General features: G+C 64.1%; 16 protein-coding genes. 4 read left to right on the forward strand and 12 right to left on the reverse strand.

From position 1 onward, the window contains the following. Window positions 1-109 precede the first annotated feature (109 nt). Window positions 110-1,606: an NAD(P)/FAD-dependent oxidoreductase gene (locus NM962_19685; protein ID UVO12094.1), complete on the reverse strand. Its 1,497-nt coding sequence runs from the start codon at window positions 1,604-1,606 to the stop codon at window positions 110-112. Between the two features lie 219 nt (window positions 1,607-1,825). Between NM962_19685 and NM962_19690 the strand changes: the two genes are divergently transcribed. The 3 genes from NM962_19690 to NM962_19700 all read left to right on the forward strand — a co-directional run bounded on the left by NM962_19690 (window position 1,826) and on the right by NM962_19700 (window position 4,676). After that, the gene (locus NM962_19690) at window positions 1,826-2,923 is read left to right on the forward strand and encodes a diiron oxygenase (GenBank protein ID UVO14844.1); all 1,098 of its coding nucleotides are present in this window, start codon (window positions 1,826-1,828) and stop codon (window positions 2,921-2,923) included. Between the two features lie 19 nt (window positions 2,924-2,942). Then, window positions 2,943-3,776 carry a class I SAM-dependent methyltransferase gene (locus NM962_19695; GenBank protein UVO12095.1) on the forward strand — a complete coding sequence of 278 codons (834 nt, stop codon included), beginning with the start codon at window positions 2,943-2,945 and terminating at the stop codon, window positions 3,774-3,776. A gap of 66 nt (window positions 3,777-3,842) precedes the next feature. Continuing rightward, on the forward strand, window positions 3,843-4,676 hold the full coding sequence (locus tag NM962_19700) for an SDR family NAD(P)-dependent oxidoreductase (protein UVO12096.1): 834 nt from the start codon (window positions 3,843-3,845) through the stop codon (window positions 4,674-4,676). Between the two features lie 113 nt (window positions 4,677-4,789). On the opposite strand, the gene NM962_19705 is transcribed toward NM962_19700, so the two are convergent. The 10 genes from NM962_19705 to NM962_19750 all read right to left on the reverse strand — a co-directional run bounded on the left by NM962_19705 (window position 4,790) and on the right by NM962_19750 (window position 15,068). Further along, complete coding sequence (locus NM962_19705) at window positions 4,790-5,575, reverse strand: alpha/beta hydrolase (GenBank protein UVO12097.1); 786 nt, start codon at window positions 5,573-5,575, stop codon at window positions 4,790-4,792. Window positions 5,576-5,602: 27 nt separating this feature from the next. Next, window positions 5,603-6,442, reverse strand: coding sequence for an SDR family NAD(P)-dependent oxidoreductase (locus NM962_19710; GenBank protein UVO12098.1), 840 nt, complete (start codon window positions 6,440-6,442; stop codon window positions 5,603-5,605). Beyond that, complete coding sequence (cmrA, locus tag NM962_19715) at window positions 6,439-7,245, reverse strand: mycolate reductase (protein UVO12099.1); 807 nt, start codon at window positions 7,243-7,245, stop codon at window positions 6,439-6,441. The genes NM962_19710 and cmrA overlap by 4 nt, the downstream gene beginning before the upstream one ends. Window positions 7,246-7,303: 58 nt before the next feature. Beyond that, window positions 7,304-7,483, reverse strand: coding sequence for a hypothetical protein (locus NM962_19720; GenBank protein ID UVO12100.1), 180 nt, complete (start codon window positions 7,481-7,483; stop codon window positions 7,304-7,306). A gap of 79 nt (window positions 7,484-7,562) precedes the next feature. Further along, window positions 7,563-9,182 (reverse strand): hypothetical protein, encoded by a 1,620-nt coding sequence (locus NM962_19725; protein UVO12101.1) that lies wholly within the window; start codon window positions 9,180-9,182, stop codon window positions 7,563-7,565. 289 nt (window positions 9,183-9,471) lie between these two features. Then, on the reverse strand, window positions 9,472-10,830 hold the full coding sequence (locus NM962_19730; GenBank protein UVO12102.1) for a cytochrome P450: 1,359 nt from the start codon (window positions 10,828-10,830) through the stop codon (window positions 9,472-9,474). 734 nt (window positions 10,831-11,564) lie between these two features. Continuing rightward, window positions 11,565-13,031 carry a hypothetical protein gene (locus NM962_19735; protein UVO12103.1) on the reverse strand — a complete coding sequence of 489 codons (1,467 nt, stop codon included), beginning with the start codon at window positions 13,029-13,031 and terminating at the stop codon, window positions 11,565-11,567. Between the two features lie 112 nt (window positions 13,032-13,143). Next, on the reverse strand, window positions 13,144-13,890 hold the full coding sequence (locus NM962_19740) for a nitroreductase family protein (GenBank protein ID UVO12104.1): 747 nt from the start codon (window positions 13,888-13,890) through the stop codon (window positions 13,144-13,146). After that, on the reverse strand, window positions 13,883-14,386 hold the full coding sequence (locus tag NM962_19745) for a DUF2505 domain-containing protein (protein UVO12105.1): 504 nt from the start codon (window positions 14,384-14,386) through the stop codon (window positions 13,883-13,885). Before NM962_19745 ends, NM962_19740 begins: the two co-directional genes overlap by 8 nt. Window positions 14,387-14,399: 13 nt before the next feature. Then, entirely contained in the window at window positions 14,400-15,068 is a 669-nt protein-coding gene (locus NM962_19750) for a flavodoxin family protein (GenBank protein UVO12106.1), read from the reverse strand. 74 nt (window positions 15,069-15,142) lie between these two features. On the opposite strand from NM962_19750, the gene NM962_19755 reads away from it, so the two are divergent. Next, window positions 15,143-15,973, forward strand: a complete 831-nt coding sequence (locus NM962_19755) for a class I SAM-dependent methyltransferase (GenBank protein ID UVO12107.1) — start codon at window positions 15,143-15,145, stop codon at window positions 15,971-15,973. On the opposite strand, the gene NM962_19760 is transcribed toward NM962_19755, so the two are convergent. After that, window positions 15,966-17,222 carry an acyltransferase gene (locus NM962_19760; protein UVO12108.1) on the reverse strand — a complete coding sequence of 419 codons (1,257 nt, stop codon included), beginning with the start codon at window positions 17,220-17,222 and terminating at the stop codon, window positions 15,966-15,968. The genes NM962_19755 and NM962_19760 overlap by 8 nt on opposite strands. Window positions 17,223-17,231 lie beyond the last annotated feature (9 nt).

The raw sequence follows: 17,231 nt of genomic DNA on the forward strand, positions 1-17,231 counted from the left end.
ACGAACTGCACCAATGAGTAAAACATGGGGCGGCGTGCAGAATCAGCCTCCGCATGCGTCGGGGTAGGTGCACGAACCCCGCAACCGCGCGCGCCAACGGCAACAGTGCTCACGTGATCGCGTAGTCGGTCAGCGGGAAGCTGTCCTGCTCGTTGACGGCGCTACGAACCGAGGTGGGCCGGAAAAGCGGCGCCTCGCCGGTCTGCTGGTTGAACCAGTAGGAATTCGAGGTGGCGCAGTTGCCGAGGTGGAACACCGAGCTGTCCAGCAGGCCCATCATCCGCTCGTAGAAGCGCGTGTTGGCCTCCTCGGTGACTTCGAACGTCTGCGCACCGCGCCGCTGAACCTCGCCGAACAACCGGTTCATGTGCCGGGTCTGGTATTCCACGGTGTTGAACCAGGACAACCCGACCCAGGAGAACGGGCTCGCCATATTGATGAAGTTCGGGAAGGCAGGGGCGGTCATGCCCTGGTAGGCCTGGAAACGAGTCTCACGCCACCACTTCCCCAGGTTGCGACCGCCGCGACCGATCACCTCGATCGCCGGCAGGTTGCCCTCCCACACGTCGTAACCCGTCGCCAGCACCAGGGTGTCGATCTCGCGCTTGGTGCCGTCCCGCGACACGATGCCGTCCGGCTCGATCCGCTCGATTCCCTCGGTCACCAGGTGCACGTTCGGCTTGGCGAATGTCGGGTAGTAGTCGTTCGAGATTGACGGGCGCTTGCATCCGAAGTCGAAATCGGGCCGCATCCTGTCGGCAAGTTCACGATCCCGCACCGCCCGGCGTCGATGCAGCGCCGATTGGGCCGCCATCGCCTTGTTGAGGAACTTGAAGCGACGGTAGCGCCACATGGTGAGGACCATCATGAAGTCCGTGGTGTTGTCGGTGAGCCACCGGATGATGCGCTGGGTGAACGGAATCCGGGCGAACATCCGTTGCACCGCCGGCGGGAACACCACGTCGGACTTGGGCGTCACCAGGATTGGGGTGCGCTGATACACCGTCAGATCGGCGACCTCTTTAGCCAGCTCGGGGATCACCTGAATCCCGGTGGAGCCGGTTCCGATGACCGCCGCCCGACGGCCCGCCATCGAGTAGTCGTGGTCCCACTCCGCGGTGTGTACGACGTGGCCGGCGAATGTCTCGATGCCGGGGATCTCCGGGATCTTCGGCTGGCACAGGAAGCCGGTGGCGACGATGAGGAACTGCGAAGTCAGCGTCTCGCCGCCGGCCAGCGTCGTCCGCCACACCTTGGCGTCCTCGTCCCACTGGGCGCCGTCGACGGTGGTGTTGAAGCGCATGAAGCGCGTCACGTCATATTTGTCCGCCACATGCTCGGCGTAGGCCTGGACCTCGTTACCGGGCGCGAACAGCCGCGACCAGTACGGGTTGGGCTCGAACCAGTAGGAATAGGTAGTCGAGGGCTGGTCGACGGACAGACCCGGGTAATGGTTCACCCGCCACGTTCCGCCAAGACCGTCCAAGCGATCGAGGATCACGATCTTGTCGTAGCCCAGCCGGCGGAGTTGGATCGCTGCGCCGATGCCGCCGAAGCCCGCGCCCACGATGATGGCGTCGTAGTCCGCGTCCTGCTGGGTCCCCATAAGGACAACACGCTACCGCAACGGCCAGGCATTTCCCCGTCTGCGGAGATCAGCCCTGATCTCCGCCCCACGCCCAGGCAACGAGATGGCAGCTAGCGCAGGGGCGACGCCGCGGCATCCGACAAGTGTGTCACTTTAACGATAAGATGCTCGCAAGTCTGCTATTGGACCTAAATCATCCGTTTCGGATCTACTAACGGGGACAGTGCGATGTTTGGTATGTCGGTGGAGATGCTCGTAAGCGTGTTGCTCGGTGCCATATGCACAGCCGGACTGGCGCTGACCATCACTTCTCGAGCCACCCGGCGGCAGCTGCGCGCCACCGCAAGCAGCGACGACGCTGACTATGCAGCCCTGCTGGCTGGCCTTTCCGCCAGTTCGCTGCGGCATCAGTTCGATCCCTTCGCCGACGTGGACTGGGACGCCGCCGAGCATGCCCTCACACCGGAAGACCCGCGGTGGGTACTGACGGAGGGCCCGCTCGCGCGCACGTCCTGGTATCGCCGCCAACCCCTCGACAGGCAGATCGCGATGGGCATGTGGCAACAGGCCAACACCGCCAAGGTCGCGATGCAGTTCGAGAGCATGCTGATCCGCGGCCTGGTTCAGTACGCGTCTCGGATGCCCAACGACTCCCCCGAACACCGCTACTGCATGCACGAGACCATCGAAGAGTGCAATCACGTCCTGATGTTCCAGGAGCTGGTGAACCGCATCGGCTTCAATGTGCCGGGCATGCCGAACTGGATGCGCTGGCTTTCTCCGCTGATGCCGCTGTATGCCGGGCCCTTCCCCAATGTGTTCTTCTTCGGCGTCCTGGCAGGCGAGGTGCCCGTCGATGTGATCCAGACCAGAGCATTGCGCAACCCGGGGTCAACACATCCGCTGGTAGAGAAGATCATGGCCATCCACGTCGCCGAGGAAGCCCGCCACATTTCGTTCGCGGATGCCTACTTACGTAGACGCGTCCCAAACACACGCTGGATCAACCGGGTGTGGATGTCCTTTTATGTACCGGTCGTCATGCGAGTGCTCGCCCAGCCCATAGTGGTGCCGCCGCGCCGGTTCTGTCGGCAGTTCCAGGTACCGCGATCGGTTCGCAAACAGTTACGGGCCGGCACACCCGAGTCCCGTCAGGAACTGCGCAACACCTTCGCCGACATCCGGATGCTCTGCCACGACATCGGCCTGATGACTGTCACCGGAAAGATGATGTGGCGGCTCTGCAACATCGGCGGGCCACCCTCGCGCTACCGTAGCGAGCCCCGGCGCACGGCCGTGCCGACCGCCACCACCGGCGGCTCGGGCCACCACTGAGCTGTGCCATACTTTCGGTATGGTGCGTTCCCCATCTGAGACCTTGGAAAAAGTCGGTGCCGACCTGGTTTACCGCATCTCGGCGTTGCCGCTTTACAAGAAGGTCTTCAAATACTGGTACCCGTACATGACCAAGCGGATGGGGCACGACGACGTCGTCTTCCTCAACTGGGGCTACGAGCAGGATCCGCCGCTGGGGCTGAAGCTCGACGAAGCCGACGAGCCCAACCGGTACTCGATCCAGCTCTACCACCAGACCGCGACGCAGATCGACCTTGCCGGAAAGAAGGTGCTTGAGGTCAGCTCCGGCCACGGTGGCGGTGCTTCCTTCCTGGCTCGCACCCTGAAACCAGCCTCTTACACCGGTCTCGACTTCAACCCCGACGGGGTGGCGTTCTGCCAGCGGCGTCACCAGGTGCCGGGTCTGGACTTCGTGCAGGGCGACGCGCTGAACCTGCCCTTCCCCGACGAGTCCTTCGACGCCGTGATCAACGTCGAGGCCTCCCACATCTACCCCGACTTCGGGCAGTTCGTCCGCGAGGTTGGGCGGGTGCTGCGCCCGGGTGGCCATTTCCTGCACACCGACTTCCGGACCCGGGCGGAGATCGAGTCCTGGCAGCAGACCCTGGCCAAGCCGCCGCTGCGCCTGGTCAACGAACGCGACATCAGCAGGGAGGTCGTCCGCGGCTTGGCGGCGAATTCACCGCGCTCCAACGAGCTGATCAATGAGCGGCTGCCGTTCTTCCTGCGCCGGTTCGGCCGGGAGTTCGCCGTAGTCGAGGGATCGCTGTTCTTCCGCGATCTGGACCGCGGGGAGATGACCTACCGCATCTTCGACCTCGTCAAGGACTGACATCCACCGAACCGTCGGATCTCCGGAGCAGGCCGTGGTAAGCCACCTGCGGTCCACCAACACTCGATGCTGAACGCCGAACCGGTCGCACTGGTCACCGGGGCAACGAGCGGGATCGGTAAGGCCATCGCCGAGCGGTTGCATGCCGCCGACTACCGTGTCTTCGCGGTTGGCCGCGATCCGGAAGCACTGCAACACCTGCAGTCGCGCGGGTTGACCGCGCGCTCCCTCGACGTCACCGACGAGGCGGCAGTGGTTCGGCTTGTTCAGGAAATCCAGACCTCTCACGGTGGCGTGGACTTGCTGATCAACTGTGCGGGCTTCCCGTTGACCGGTCCGCTCGAACAGCTGACGCGGAGTGACCTGCGCAGCCTGTTTGAGACGAATTTGGTTGCTGCCCTTCATTTATCACAGCTCGTCCTGCCTGGAATGCGTGAGCGCGGGAACGGCACGATCATCAATATCGGCAGCACCGCGGGACGTTTCGTCGGCCCTGGGGCTGGCGGATATCACATAGTCAAGTACGGCATGGAGGCGTTGTCGTTGGCGCTTCGGGCCGAGGTAGCGCCCTTCGGTGTACGGGTGGTGTTGCTCGACCCGACCGGGGTACGAACGCCGTTCGTGACCAAGCAACTAGACGCGCACCCCACTTACGACGATGACGATCCCTACGGCGGGTTCAAACGCCGCTACGCCGAGAGCACCCGCCGGCTCAGCGAAATGCCCCGCGTAATGGTCAAACCCGAGACCGTCGCACGCGCCGTGGTGCGGGTGGTCGAGACCAAAAACCCCAAACCCCGCTACACCATCGGGGCTTCGGGGAAAGCCACTGTCTTTCTGCGGGCACTGTTCACCGACCGGATGTGGGATCGCGTCCTGATGCTTGGGCTGCGCGACTGAGTCGCTGCGGACCCCTGCCCCCGGCCCGGCTACTGATCCGATGACGCAGCAGCGGCGACGGTGACGAATCCCCGTCCCGCGGTCGTCATCCAGAGAGACGCTGATAGCCGGCGCTACAGGCCGCGGTCGCCGAGCCAGCCATGGATTCGTTGGGCCACGGCCTCCCAGCCCGGCTCAAGCATCATGTTGTGTCCCATGTCGGGGAAGAACTCGGCCTCGGTGCGGTAGGCGCGCGCCGTCGCCTCGACCTCCTTGTGGGTATGCGCGCCGTCCTGGTCTGCTCCCAGCACCAGTAGCGGCGTCGTCACCCGGTCCGGGTGCGGCAAGTCCAGCAGTAGGCAGTCGATGCTGACCCGGGCACTGTCCTCCTGTAGTCGCGCTGCGCATTGCACTACCCGCTCCTCAGGAGTCCCCGCGGAGAAGAATTTCTCCCGGGCCAACGCGGGCGTATTGATGTAGGGCAGCGACCTTCCGGTGATCACCATCTTCATCGCATGCCACGGACGGTTACGCAACCAGCGCAGATTCGACCCGAAATTCCCTTGCGGGGGAATCGACGACATCAGGACTGCCGCCGGCGACGGCCGATTCTCGAGGTACTTCTGCACGATCAGTCCGCCCAAGGAATGCCCGATCACCACCGGTTGCTCCGGCAGGGTGTCGGCAACCGACCGGATGTCCGCGACATAATCCGCGACGCTGCACGCTCGCAGAGGCTTATCGGTGGCACTGCCGCCATGGCCCCGAAAGCTGAGCGCCAGAGCACGGTAACCCAGATCGGCGAAGTATCCGAGGAAGTTCTCATCCCAGCACCAAGCCGCATGCCAGGCGCCGTGGACGAACAGCAGCGGAACGGGATGGGCGTCGCTGACGCTGCCCTTGTCGATTACCTCAAGCATCACACCCCTCCCCTCGAGGCCGACGTGTCAGTACGCCGGAGGAGGAACGAACCGCGCTGCCATCGGCGGGACGACACGCTGGTAGGCGGACCCGGTGAGACGCACCAGCAGATCGAGGATCTTGGTATCGGGGCCGATCAGGATCCGAGGTTGGTCGCGACGGACCGCACGCAGGATGACCTGCGCGGCACGCTCCGGTGAGGTTGTCCAGGCGCGTTTGTCATACCTGCTCACCAGGTCGACCTCGCCGAGGTGTTCGGCCGCCCCCATGCTGTCGATGAACGAGGTCTTGGTGCCGCCGGGATATACCGCGGTGACTTTCACCGGGCGCTTGGCCAGAACCATCTCCTGACGTAACGCTTCGGTGAACCCACGCACGGCGAACTTCGCCGAGTTGTAGGCGGCCTGGCCGGGCAGCGCGAACAACCCGAATGCGCTCGAGACGTTCACCACATGGCCGTCTCCAGAAGCGATCAGGTGCGGCAGGAATGCCTTGGTCCCGTTGACCACGCCCCAGAAGTCGATGTTCATCACGCGCTCGAACTCGTCGAATCTGGTGATCTCGACGTCTCCGAAGAACGCAATACCGGCGTTGTTGTAGATGTGGTTGACGCTCCCGAAGTGCTCCGCGACCCGATCGGCGTAGTCAAGAAATGCAGCCCGGTCGGCTACGTCGAGCGAGTCAGAGCGCACCTCGGCGCCGACGGCGGTCAGTTGCCGTTGGGTTTCGGCGAGCCCGTCTGCGTTCACGTCGCTGATCGCAACCCTGGCCCCGGCATGGGCCAGCTCCATTGCCAGAGCCCGGCCGATGCCCGAACCGGCCCCGGTGACGACCGCAACCTTCCCAGCGAAACCTCGCGTCCTCATAATCCGGCGAGCTGCCCGTAGACACGACCGATGATCGGCACACTAATGCGGCGCGGCGCGTACTGGTTAGCGAGTGACATGACCTTCGCCGGACCGCCCGGAACGACCCGGGTCTTGTTGCGCGCCAGGCCATCCAACGCAGCCTTCGCCGCGTGTTCACCCGAGACCCAGAGATAATCCGGCACCAGCCTGCTGCTGGTCGCTTCATCCACCGACTCCACCGTGAAGGTCCGCACGGGACCGGGCGCCAGCAGTGTGACGTGCACACCCGATCCGCGCACCTCGTGGTGCAGTGATTCGCTGAAGCTGTTGATGAAGGCCTTCGTGGCGGCATAGGTGGCGTTGTTAGGAATCGGCGCGTTGCCCGCGGTCGAACCGGACATCAGGATGCCGCCGGACCTCCGCTCAAGCATGCCTGGCAGCACCGCCAACACCAGGTCGTGCACGCCCGCGGCATTGAGCTGCACCAGCGCACGCTCCCCTGCCGCGTCAAGCTGCGCGACCGGCCCGATTGTTGCGGCACCGGCGTTGGCGCACAGAACCGAGATATTGCGAGTCGCCAGCTCGTCTCGCAATTCGGCTCGCTGGGCTGCGTCGGCCAGGTCGGCGGGTCGGACTTCGACCGAGACGTTATGCCGGTCCGTCAGCCGGCCGGCCAGGTCGTTGAGTAGCTCTTCGCGTCTGCTGGTGATGATCAGATTGTGACCACGGGCCGCCAGCTCTGAAGCCAATGCCTCGCCGATACCGTGGGACGCACCGGTGACTACTGCGCGCGCATCTGGATGGGGAACGGGTAGTGACACACGCCGCAGTCTACAGCGCGCCTGCCCCCGCTCTGGCCCACGCTCGGCGTGCGGGTGATCAGGCCTCGTCTGCGGCCAGCCGGTGCAGCAGAGCCCGTCGCAACGGTGCGTCGTCGCCGACGACTTCGGTCTTGTAGCGCCCGATGATGGTCTCGACCAGAAGCCGCAGCCGGACAAGGACAGGGTCTCGCCGAACCGCACCGAGGCCCTGCGAACCCGCATCCAAACGGTGGATCATGTTGTCCAGCAACGGATTGCCCTCATGCTTGCGTAGCTCAGCGGCCCGTCAAACCTGGGGAATCAGGCGACCGCTACCCCTACGCGGAGAGACCGAATAGTCCGTCGAGCCCCCAGTGGCCAAGCAACGTGTCGTACCACGGCACAGACGCGTCCGCCGGGGCAACGGCATCGTCGCCGTAAATGGGCTCATACCCCAGGAAATCTGCCACCTTGTGGACGAAGTCCTGCACCCCGAGATCCTTCATCAGGTTGATGAGCCACTGCATCTCATCGGAGATCGGCGTCGAGATCGGGGTGTCGACCGAGCTGGGCGGATTCGCCGGTGACGGATTGCCGAAGTCGAACAACTGCCGAAGGACCTCGGTGTACGTGATCTGGTGGTTGGTGGGCGCGTTGACAGACCCCCAGCCTGCCGGGGTCCCGCCTTCCACCGGGGATTCGATAGCCGCCAACCTGAGCCACTCCTCGATCGAGGCATTGCCCGGCCACAGCGCATCCAGGCCCTTCACCAGCGACGGCAATTGCAGCCAGACCGGAATATCGCACTGCCCCAGGCAGACCACACTGCCGGGCACGAGCGGGTCGAAACCGATCAGCAGTCCGGCCAGCAGGGTTTGCACTGCGCGGGCCATCTCCTCAAGAGTCGGCAGGTCGAACCCGTCCAGGTAGGCCTGCATGCTGTCCGGAGTCTGCTGCAGTTCGGTCCAGAACTGCTGGAACGGGTAGGCCAGATCCAACTTCCAGGTCAGGCCTTCCCAGGGCATCAAGTTCACGCCGTTGCCGTTGGCGTTGAGCACCGGGTTCCCGTCAGCATCGAGCAGCGGGTGAGTGCCGACGGTGCCCCAGATCGGATTGTCCGGCACCTCACCGTTGACTCCAACACCCTGCGAGGGGTTGATCACACCGGCGCCAGGGCCGGTGATGGTGCCGTGCACCGGATCCGGGTCGTAGTTGTCGCTGGTGATGTGCGGGAACGTGTAGCCGTTCAGCAGATCGCTCAGCGAAACCTGCGACCAGTTGTCGATCAGCGGAAACTTCTGCAGACCCGTCATCATCGCGATGAACCAGATGCCCAAGTCGATCCCGGTAATACCAGTTATCGGATAGGTCGGGATCCCCGGTGCGCTCCAGTCCGCGTCACTGGATGCGTTCACCGGAATCTCGGCATTCATCCACAACGTGATCTGCTGCCCGAGACCCAGGTGGCCCAGTGCGGCCTCGTTCGGGTCAAACGGCTTCACATAGCCGGGGTCACCCGGCTGCAGGCCCAGAGCACCACTCGGGTCGAACGGCAGACCGTCATTGCCGACCCCCGGCGCCGCCTGGCCAATCCCCGAAATCGTCCTGAACGGAAACAGCATGTCGATGATGCCCATGAAGTGCAACGGGTCGCCCGGGTCCTCACCCCAGATGTTGGTGGCGCTGGCACCGAACCAAGGACCGCTCGAAATCAACGAGTTACCCAGTACCTGCATCCCCGCGAACTCGTTGGCAGGAATGTTGACCAACTGCTGGAACAGATTCAGCGGTACGTTGAGCAGCGACTCGCCGCTCATGAGGTTCGCGGCTCGCTGCGTGATGGAGCCCTCGGCCACCCACGGCGCAGGCGCCAGCAGCGGCGTAACACCAATCAGACCGGACGCGGCCATCGCAATGCCCAGTCGGACGTGCTCACGTCGGCGTGCAGCGGCACCCATGCGTGTTCCTCCCAAAAACCACAGAGCTGTAAGGACTGCGTCGAAACTACCTGAAGAGTTATCGAAGTGCGACTTATGCAGCTCTGATATGCCGTGGGGTGGCGTGGAGTCGGTTTGCTCGATTTCGGGCCACGACGTCCACCCACCGAAGGATCCGCGGCCGCCCCAAGCGTTATCCCGCGGACTTCCGCCCGCCGCGAGGTACTCGATCTGGTTGCCGCCGGTCGGCTAGATCGCTGCCGATCTGGCCATCAGGACCAGACGATCTACAACGCGACCGGCTGGGCGTTCACTGCGCGCCGATGGCCCCCAACTGTGCCACTCTCAGGTCCGGATCGTCGTCGGCGAGCACCAATTCAACGGGCAGGTGCTCCAGCCCGCGCATCGTCGCATTGACCATGTAGCGGTACTCCCCGTCCAGCCGGATCGCCTTGACCCGCTGGATCAGCTGCGTCAGCACTCGGCTGACCTCCATACGGGTCAGGTGGGTGCCCAAGCAGTAGTGCGCACCGCCGCCGAACGCGACGTGGTCGGTCGGATTGCGGTCCAGGTCGAAATTATCCGGATCCGAGTAGTGACGTGGATCCCGGTTGGCGGCCGCGTACAGCACCAGTACCCGCGCACCGGCCGGGATCGTGTGCTCGCCGACCGGGTAATCGCGGGTCGCGGTGCGGTAGAACCCCTGAACAGGGGAGACCAACCGCAGCTGTTCGTCGATCGCCGGGCGGATAAGTTCTGGGTTCTCGCGTAGCCGTGAGTAAACGTCCGGACGCTGCGCCAGGGTTAAGAACAGGCCGGATATCAGGTTTGTCGTGGTCTCGCTGCCGGCTCCGACGAGCATCGAGGTGGTCCAGAACACCTCGTCATCGGAGAGCGTGTCCTCCCCGCCGGGAGCCGCCAGCATCGAGATCAGGTCGTCACCCGGCGCAGCCCGACGTGCCTTGATCATCGGGTAGAGGCTGCGGTACATCGCGATGACCGCCTGGCTGGAGCGCATATTCATCGCGACGCCGTGCGGGGTCAGCGGCGCGAACGCCGCCTCGTTGATGGTGTCTGCCCAATCCAGGAATTGTTGACGGTCTTCCTCCGGTATTGCCAGCATCATCGTGATCAGCCGGTTAGGGAGCGGTTTGGCCAGGTCAGTCACGATCTCGACCCGCCGGCGGCGGAGCATCGAGTTGACGAGCTCGTCGGCAGCCCGGTTGATGTGGACTTCCCACGACTTCATCGCTCGGGGGGTAAAGGCCCGGGACACGGAATGGCGCAGCCGGGTGTGCTCCGGCGCGTCGGTAGCGTTCATCGTCTTCAGGCGGACCCGGAAGCGGGCCTGGCTCTCCGCCGAGGACAACGCATCGTCGTCTCGCAGAGCCTGCCAGACCTCGTCGTAGCCCGGAATGATCCAGATGCCGCGCTTGCGGCTATACCAGACCTTCGACCCGGACAGCAGCGCGCGGTATCCCGGGTAGGGATCGCGCATCGTCTCGGGTGCGAACGGGTCGAAGTCGGTCAGCGGGGCGGTCTCGCGTCCGGTTAGGGCGTACCGATAAGCGGTAGCTCGATCGCGGGCTACGCCGACCAGCCCGTCGGCGCCGATCTTGAGCAAGCTGGCGCGAAATCGAATACGGCGCGTCACTTCCTTCTGATCCATCTCTGGCACGCCCCTTGTCACGATCGTCGGTGGCAGTTGATCTCGCAGGCCACGCGGGGTGACCTGTGTAGCTGCACCGCGCAGCGTACATGTAGCCCAGCGCAGAATGGCAGTAACTGTGGATGTGGTCGTGCTTAGAGTGGCCTTGGGCGGCATGGAATCGGTTTGCTCGATTTCGGGCCACGACGTCCACCCACCGAAGGATCCGCGTCCGCCCCCAAGCGTTATCCCGAGGACTTCCGCCCGCCGCGAGGTACTCGATCTGTGCTCCGCCGCTCGGCCGGATCGCTGCCAATCTTGCCCTCAAAGACCAGACGGTCTACAGCTGGCGAAAACAAGAATCGGCGAACTCGTCGACACGAGCCAACTACCTGCCCCCGACCGCAGCGAGCACGCCAGACTGACTGCCGCCAACAGCACATCCGAGAGCTGCAGACCGAAGTCGCCATCCGCAAAAGGGCACATTTGTGCGGAGAGAGCCACCGGGCCCAAAAGGCGGTACGCGACGGTAGCCAGCATGGCCGCAACAGGACTACCCGCAGCAGCCGTCGCGCCCGGCATACCGGTCACACGGCTTCAGTCAAGATGCGCCGAATCACTGGTGAGTCAACGACATTCCCAAGAACTCACCCTAGCCGCAGCGATTGCGGCGAGTGCAGCGATTACCGGCCCACAAGCCGTCGGAACATCGATGATCGAGGCTGATGTTCTGACGGTCGGGTCTGACTCCCGGCTCAGAACCCCAGACCGGCGAACAGCGAGGCGAGCCATTCTTCGATGGTGTTCGGCGGTATGGCATCAATCAACCAGTTGGGGTCGCTGTAGTCGATCGGTGTGTAGTGGAAAGCGGCCGCGATGGAGCCGACGAAGTCCTGCACGCTGCTGTCATTCAAGCCCGGAACCAGGTCCTTCTGCATCAAGTCGATCAAGGCCTGAGCAGTCGGGCCTACCGGGAACTCAATCGGGGTATTCACACCCTCCGGCGCCTGATCTGGAAGCGGATTGCCGAGATCGAACTGTGAGCGAATCCCCAACATGAACAAGTTCGAAAAGTTAACTGATGTCTGCACCGGGTTGTTGGTCATACCGAACGGGTTGGCCAGGTCACCTGGGCCCGTACCCGGGGTGTTATACAGCTCAAGCCAGTGCTCAATCGAGGTGTTTCCCGGCCACAGCTGGCCAATAGTCTGGACGATCCCCGGCATGCTCAACCCGTCCGGTATGGAACCGCAGACCTGCAGGCAAACCGGGCTGCCCACAACAAATGGGTCGAAGCCGACGACCGAGCCCGCGGCGAAGCCCTGCAGGGCCCGGCCCAATTCGATCAAGTCGGGCAATTGGAAGCCCTGCAAGTAGGTGTTGGGGTCGACCGGAGCCTGCAAGCTCTCCCAGAAGTGTTGGAAGGGATACGCCAAATCCAGCTTGAACTCCTGGTTAGACCACGGCATGAGTTGGATCACGTTGCCATTGGCGTTCAGGACGGGGTCACCGTTTTCGTCCAGCAGCGGATGCGTGCCAGGCATCTGGTAGACGTCGTCGGCGGGAACCGCCCCGTTCTCGCCGACCCCGGCGGAGGGGTCGACGACGTTACCGAACGCGTACCCGTCCTGCAGATCAGACAAGGGAACTCTGAACCAGTTGTCGATCAGCGGGAACTCCTGCAGCCCGGTCCATATCATGGTGTTCCACAGGGCCGAGTCGAGCGGGGCATAACCGGTGATGGGAGCTATCGGAATCACCGGCCCGCTCCAGTCGGCCTCGCTGGATGCACTGACCGGGAGCTCAGCGTCCAGCATCAGGGCGATCTGCTGGCTCAGGCCCAAATGACCAGCCGCCGCATCATCCCAACTGAAGTCGCCGTATCCGGGGGCCGGGTCATTGATCCCGGAAATCGCCGGGAACGGGAACAGCATCTGGGTGAGTGCCATGAAGCGCCCCCCGTCGCCCGGGTCCTCACCCCAAAGGTTCGTGGCGCTGGATGTGAACCAAGTCCCGCCGAAAAACATCGCGTTCCCGAAGTTCTCAATCGCCTGGATCTCGTTAGACGGGATGTTCACGATGTTCTGGAACAGGTTCAACGGGACGTTGAGAAGCGAATCCGCAGCAAGCAGGCGCGCCGCGCGCTCCGCACTCGGTATGCCCGGGAGCGGCGCAACAGCAAACGTCGGTCCGGCGACGACCGCGGCGACGGCAGCGGCCACGCCCCCTTTGACCTGCCGACGGTTGCAAGCGGCAACATACATCGTTCTTCTTCCCCCCAGAAGTGAAGCAACGTTGGACCACAGGCTACCCCGAGGGTTGCGAAAATGCGACCTATGTAGACCTGTGCGTCTCGGGGTCTCGGCGGTGCAACCACTCTCTGTTGTCATAGCCGTCGAGATGAGCCACCTCCCCGACCGGCCTGCGGGTGGTCGGGCCGTAGCGCCCACGCGGCCATCCGAGCGGCACGATGCAACATGGCGTGACCGCGTGCGGCAGGCGCAGGACACGCCGCACGGCGCGTTGATTCCACAGCGGGAGGGTGATCAGCGACGCACCCAAGCCCATGGCACGGGCCGCGAGCAGCAGATTCTGCACGCTCGGGTAGATCGACCCCCAGTAGGCGGATTCGGCGATGTGCGGCATTCGCACTACCGGCAACCGGCCTTCCCGTGCGCCCAGCCGCAGGCAGGCCACCACCAGCACGGGGAGCTCGGCGAAATGATCGATCTGCCACTCCATCGCCCGGGCGATACCGGCGATCGATTCGTCGGTCTTGATTTTTCTCCGCAACACCACACCGCGCTGAATTTTCCACGCCTGCCGATATCGCTTGGCCAATTCTTCTTTGACCCGGCGATCCTTTACGACGATGAATTCCCAGTTCTGCCCGTCATTTCCGGTCGGGGCCCGCAACGCCAGCTCGATGCACTTGAGCACCACCGCGTCATCGACCGGGTCGGAGTACACCCGCCGTATCGCACGCTGGGTCATCATGGCCTCGCCCAGCGGCATGTCCAGCCGTGCCAACGCCTCGGCCGTTGTCGGCACATGCGAATAAGTGAACTCAGATTCAGCCATTTTCACCCAGCCAGGTCGTGGTGAACCGTTGAATTTCCGGAATGCCTTGCGAGAATTCGCGGGCCAGGAAGCTCTCGATGGGACCGCCCACCAATGGCATCTTGAACCGGATCGTGCCATTCAACGCCAGCTTCGAGCCGGAGCCCTCGCGTTCGAGCATCGCGGTGCCGCTCCCCGACCCCGGAGCGCCGGTCACCGCAACCGTGATCTCCCCGTTGACCCGTCCGTCCCCGGCCGGCGTCCAGACCTCGGTGGTGACGATGTTGAGGTCGCCGCGGTACACCTTCGCCAACATCCCGGGCAACGCGCCGTGGCGCAGGTCCTCAGTCACCACGACCCGAATACGGCCGTCCGCATCCACATCCAGGGAATCCAGGGTCTTGCTTCCGCCAAAGGCCTCCAGCCGGGCCGCCCAGTAGGAGCGGTTCCCGAAGGCACCGTGGACCTGTTCGACGGAGGCAGGCGAGGAGAACGACACCTCAAAAGAACGGGGCATTACCGCTGACCTCTCACTTGCCGAACAACCGGCGCACCAGGCCCGCAGCGAACTTGCGGACCCGGTCGAGCTGTTCGGGTTGGACGTTGGTGGGTGGCAGGCGCAGGCCCAGGTAGCGCTCCCGGTAGCGGCCGCTGCCCAGGTAGCTGGTCAACGCCAGCATCGAGCGCAGCGGGTCACCGGGGTAGCTGAGGTGAATCTCATCCTGATAGCGACCGCCGCACTCTTCGGCGAGCCGACAGACCTCGGCATAGTTCTCCTGCCAGAACTCGCGGCACACGGTGAACACCACAAACGGCTTGCCGTCAAGAAGCTTTCGGGCCTCATCGGTTTGCAGAAACGACCTGATCGGCATGGCGGGCGCCTTCCACCAGGTCGGCGAGCCGATACAGATCAAGTCGTACTCACCGTCGCGCACCGCATCGGGAGTGCGGATCTCCCCCGTCTCGCCTCGCTGCTGCGCCTTGAGCACGCTGAGCATGTCCGGCCAGACCTTGCGCAGCGGGAACTGTGCAAAACGCTCGGAGTAGCGCGGATCGGTGAATTCGATACCTGCGGTGACCACCTCGCAGCCCCGCTGGGCGAACACCTCGCCGGCAGCCTCGAGCACCTTGCGCGACTGCCCGGAGAAGCTGTAGTACAACAACAGGATCCGCGGCGCTCGCCCGCTGCTTTCAGTCATCTGTGCCTCCTGGTTCATGCGGGTTCGCCCGTGCGGTGCATCGACTTTCCGTCAAGCGTATTAGGCTCGCCGACGTGGCAGACAAGATCCCCGTCGACCTGCACGGCGCCGCGGCAACCATGCTGACGACGCTCTACCTCAAGGCACTCGACGCCGATTTCGACCGGCCGGTGCTGGGCGATCGGTACGCCAAAGAGGCGGTCGCGCGTATGGACTTCGACTGGGACGCCCTCAAGGCTCCCGGCCGCTGGGCGCCCCTGGTGACGGTGCGCACCGCGCAGTACGACATCTGGGCGCGTCAGTTCCTGGCCGCCCACCCGAATGCGACCGTCATTCACCTCGGCTGCGGTATGGACGCCCGAGTCTTCCGGATCGATCCCGGTCCCGAGGTGGCCTGGTACGACGTCGATCAGCCACCGGTGATCGCGTTGCGCAAGCAGGTGTACCCCGACCGCCCGGGTTACCACCTGGTGGCGACGCTGGCGACCGACCCGTCCTGGCTCGACGACATTCCCACCGATCGCCCGGTCCTGCTGCTGGCCGAGGGCATCAGCATGTACCTGTCCGAAACCGATGGTGTGGCACTGCTGCAGAGCATCGTGGACCGATTCCCGACTGGCGAACTGCAGATCGACTTCTACAACTGGTTCGGTATCAAGACCCAGAAAACCCATCGGCTGCAACGACAATCCGGCGCCACGCTGCACTGGGCGGTCAACGATCCCGCCGACATTCTGGGCAAGGTCACCGGCATTCGGTTGCTGGCTGCCGCGAATTTCTTCGACGCCGAGACCTTCAGTCGGGTCCCGGCCGGATTCCGGCGGTCCAGCCGACTGGCCCGGGCGGTGCGGCCGCTGCGCGGAATGCTGCAGTACCACCGCTACGCCTTCGGCCCGGTCAGCTGACGCCGGCGGCGTGCCGATCGGCGATATCGCACAGCAGCGCGCGAATCGCCTCCACCGAGCGCTCCGGCGCCGGTCCGTGGGAGTGGTATTCGATGTTGAGCTGCCCGGAGAAGATCTGGGTGAAGTAGATATCGATACCCGCGCTCACGGCGAAGTACAGCTCGCCATGTGTCGTGGTCACCTCGACGCCCGGTGGCGTCCGCACCGGCGGAACCAGACCGTTGTTACTCAAGACGACGACGTCGGGCAGTCCCGGCGGGTTTCCGACGTACTGCGGACTGAAGTGCAACCGGGACTGTTGGATGACGCCTTCGTCGAGGTCCTTCTGGAAGTTCGCGGCAATATCGCGAGCCATCTCCACCAGATCGGTCTTGGCGTCGACCTCGGCGAGGTAGGTGGCCAGCCCGATCGGGTTGGTGCATCCGGTAGCCGAAACCGGCGGTGACAGAAAGTATCTCAAGTCAACGGTGTAGACGTAGGGCACCGGGATACTCAGCTTGCCGCGCAGCTGCCATTCAGCGATCAGCACCGCAGCCGAGAGCACCGCGTGCAGGCTCAGGTCGTGGGCCCGGCCGAACGCGACCACGTTGTCGGTCTGGCTTTCGGTCAACCGGCACGACGCCATCGGCACAAGCATCGGCGATGACGGCGTCTCCTGCCCGACGGCCCGACGGGTGGGCGGCAGGTCGTAGGCGAACAGCGCCGGCATGAACCGCTCGATCCCGGAGCGCTGTTGCTTCGCGATCCCCCGATCGGCCAGCACCGCTTCAATGGACAGCGGGGCGGGTTCAACGTTGATCGCACCGATCCGGCCGGTCGTGACCAGGTCGGTGTAGAAGGACAGCATCTCCTCGATCAGCGCGTACATGTGGTGACCGTCGGCGACGGCGTGGTGCACGTACAGAGTCGGCTGGGCCTGCCCGTCACGGATGATCACCCGCATCGCCACCAGCGACTCGGTCTGGTCGAAGCGCGGCGCGGGCGGCTGCGCGTCGGGCCCGTCGAGCTCAATGACTTCGATGCCGTCGGGCATCAGGTCGTCGGTGACGAACTGGTGGCGCCCGTCGGGCAGTCGCTCCAGGCGCCCGGTGAGGATCGGATGCGCCTCCAGCAGCGCCTCGTAGGCCTCCGAGAGCAGATCGATGTCGACCGGACCGGTGACGTGCGCGGCCAGGCCCACGAAATTGTGGGTTTCGGCCAGCATCTCCTCACTGATCGCGAGCTTCCTAATGACCGATGTGGCAAACACTTTCGGTTC

Source organism: Mycobacterium sp. SVM_VP21 (genome assembly GCA_024758765.1).
Taxonomy (GTDB): Bacteria; Actinomycetota; Actinomycetes; order Mycobacteriales; family Mycobacteriaceae; genus Mycobacterium; species Mycobacterium heraklionense_C.

Coding starts and splice junctions, on each gene's coding strand:
- NM962_19745 (UVO12105.1), bottom strand. CDS start 14,386: ATGCCCCGTTCTTTTGAGGTGTCGTTCTCCTCGCCTGCCTCCGTCGAA.
- NM962_19720 (UVO12100.1), bottom strand. CDS start 7,483: ATGATCCACCGTTTGGATGCGGGTTCGCAGGGCCTCGGTGCGGTTCGG.
- NM962_19700 (UVO12096.1), top strand. CDS start 3,843: ATGCTGAACGCCGAACCGGTCGCACTGGTCACCGGGGCAACGAGCGGG.
- NM962_19695 (UVO12095.1), top strand. CDS start 2,943: ATGGTGCGTTCCCCATCTGAGACCTTGGAAAAAGTCGGTGCCGACCTG.
- NM962_19685 (UVO12094.1), bottom strand. CDS start 1,606: ATGGGGACCCAGCAGGACGCGGACTACGACGCCATCATCGTGGGCGCG.
- NM962_19750 (UVO12106.1), bottom strand. CDS start 15,068: ATGACTGAAAGCAGCGGGCGAGCGCCGCGGATCCTGTTGTTGTACTAC.
- NM962_19710 (UVO12098.1), bottom strand. CDS start 6,442: ATGAGGACGCGAGGTTTCGCTGGGAAGGTTGCGGTCGTCACCGGGGCC.
- NM962_19705 (UVO12097.1), bottom strand. CDS start 5,575: ATGCTTGAGGTAATCGACAAGGGCAGCGTCAGCGACGCCCATCCCGTT.
- NM962_19690 (UVO14844.1), top strand. CDS start 1,826: ATGTCGGTGGAGATGCTCGTAAGCGTGTTGCTCGGTGCCATATGCACA.
- NM962_19740 (UVO12104.1), bottom strand. CDS start 13,890: ATGGCTGAATCTGAGTTCACTTATTCGCATGTGCCGACAACGGCCGAG.
- NM962_19725 (UVO12101.1), bottom strand. CDS start 9,182: ATGGGTGCCGCTGCACGCCGACGTGAGCACGTCCGACTGGGCATTGCG.
- NM962_19730 (UVO12102.1), bottom strand. CDS start 10,830: ATGGATCAGAAGGAAGTGACGCGCCGTATTCGATTTCGCGCCAGCTTG.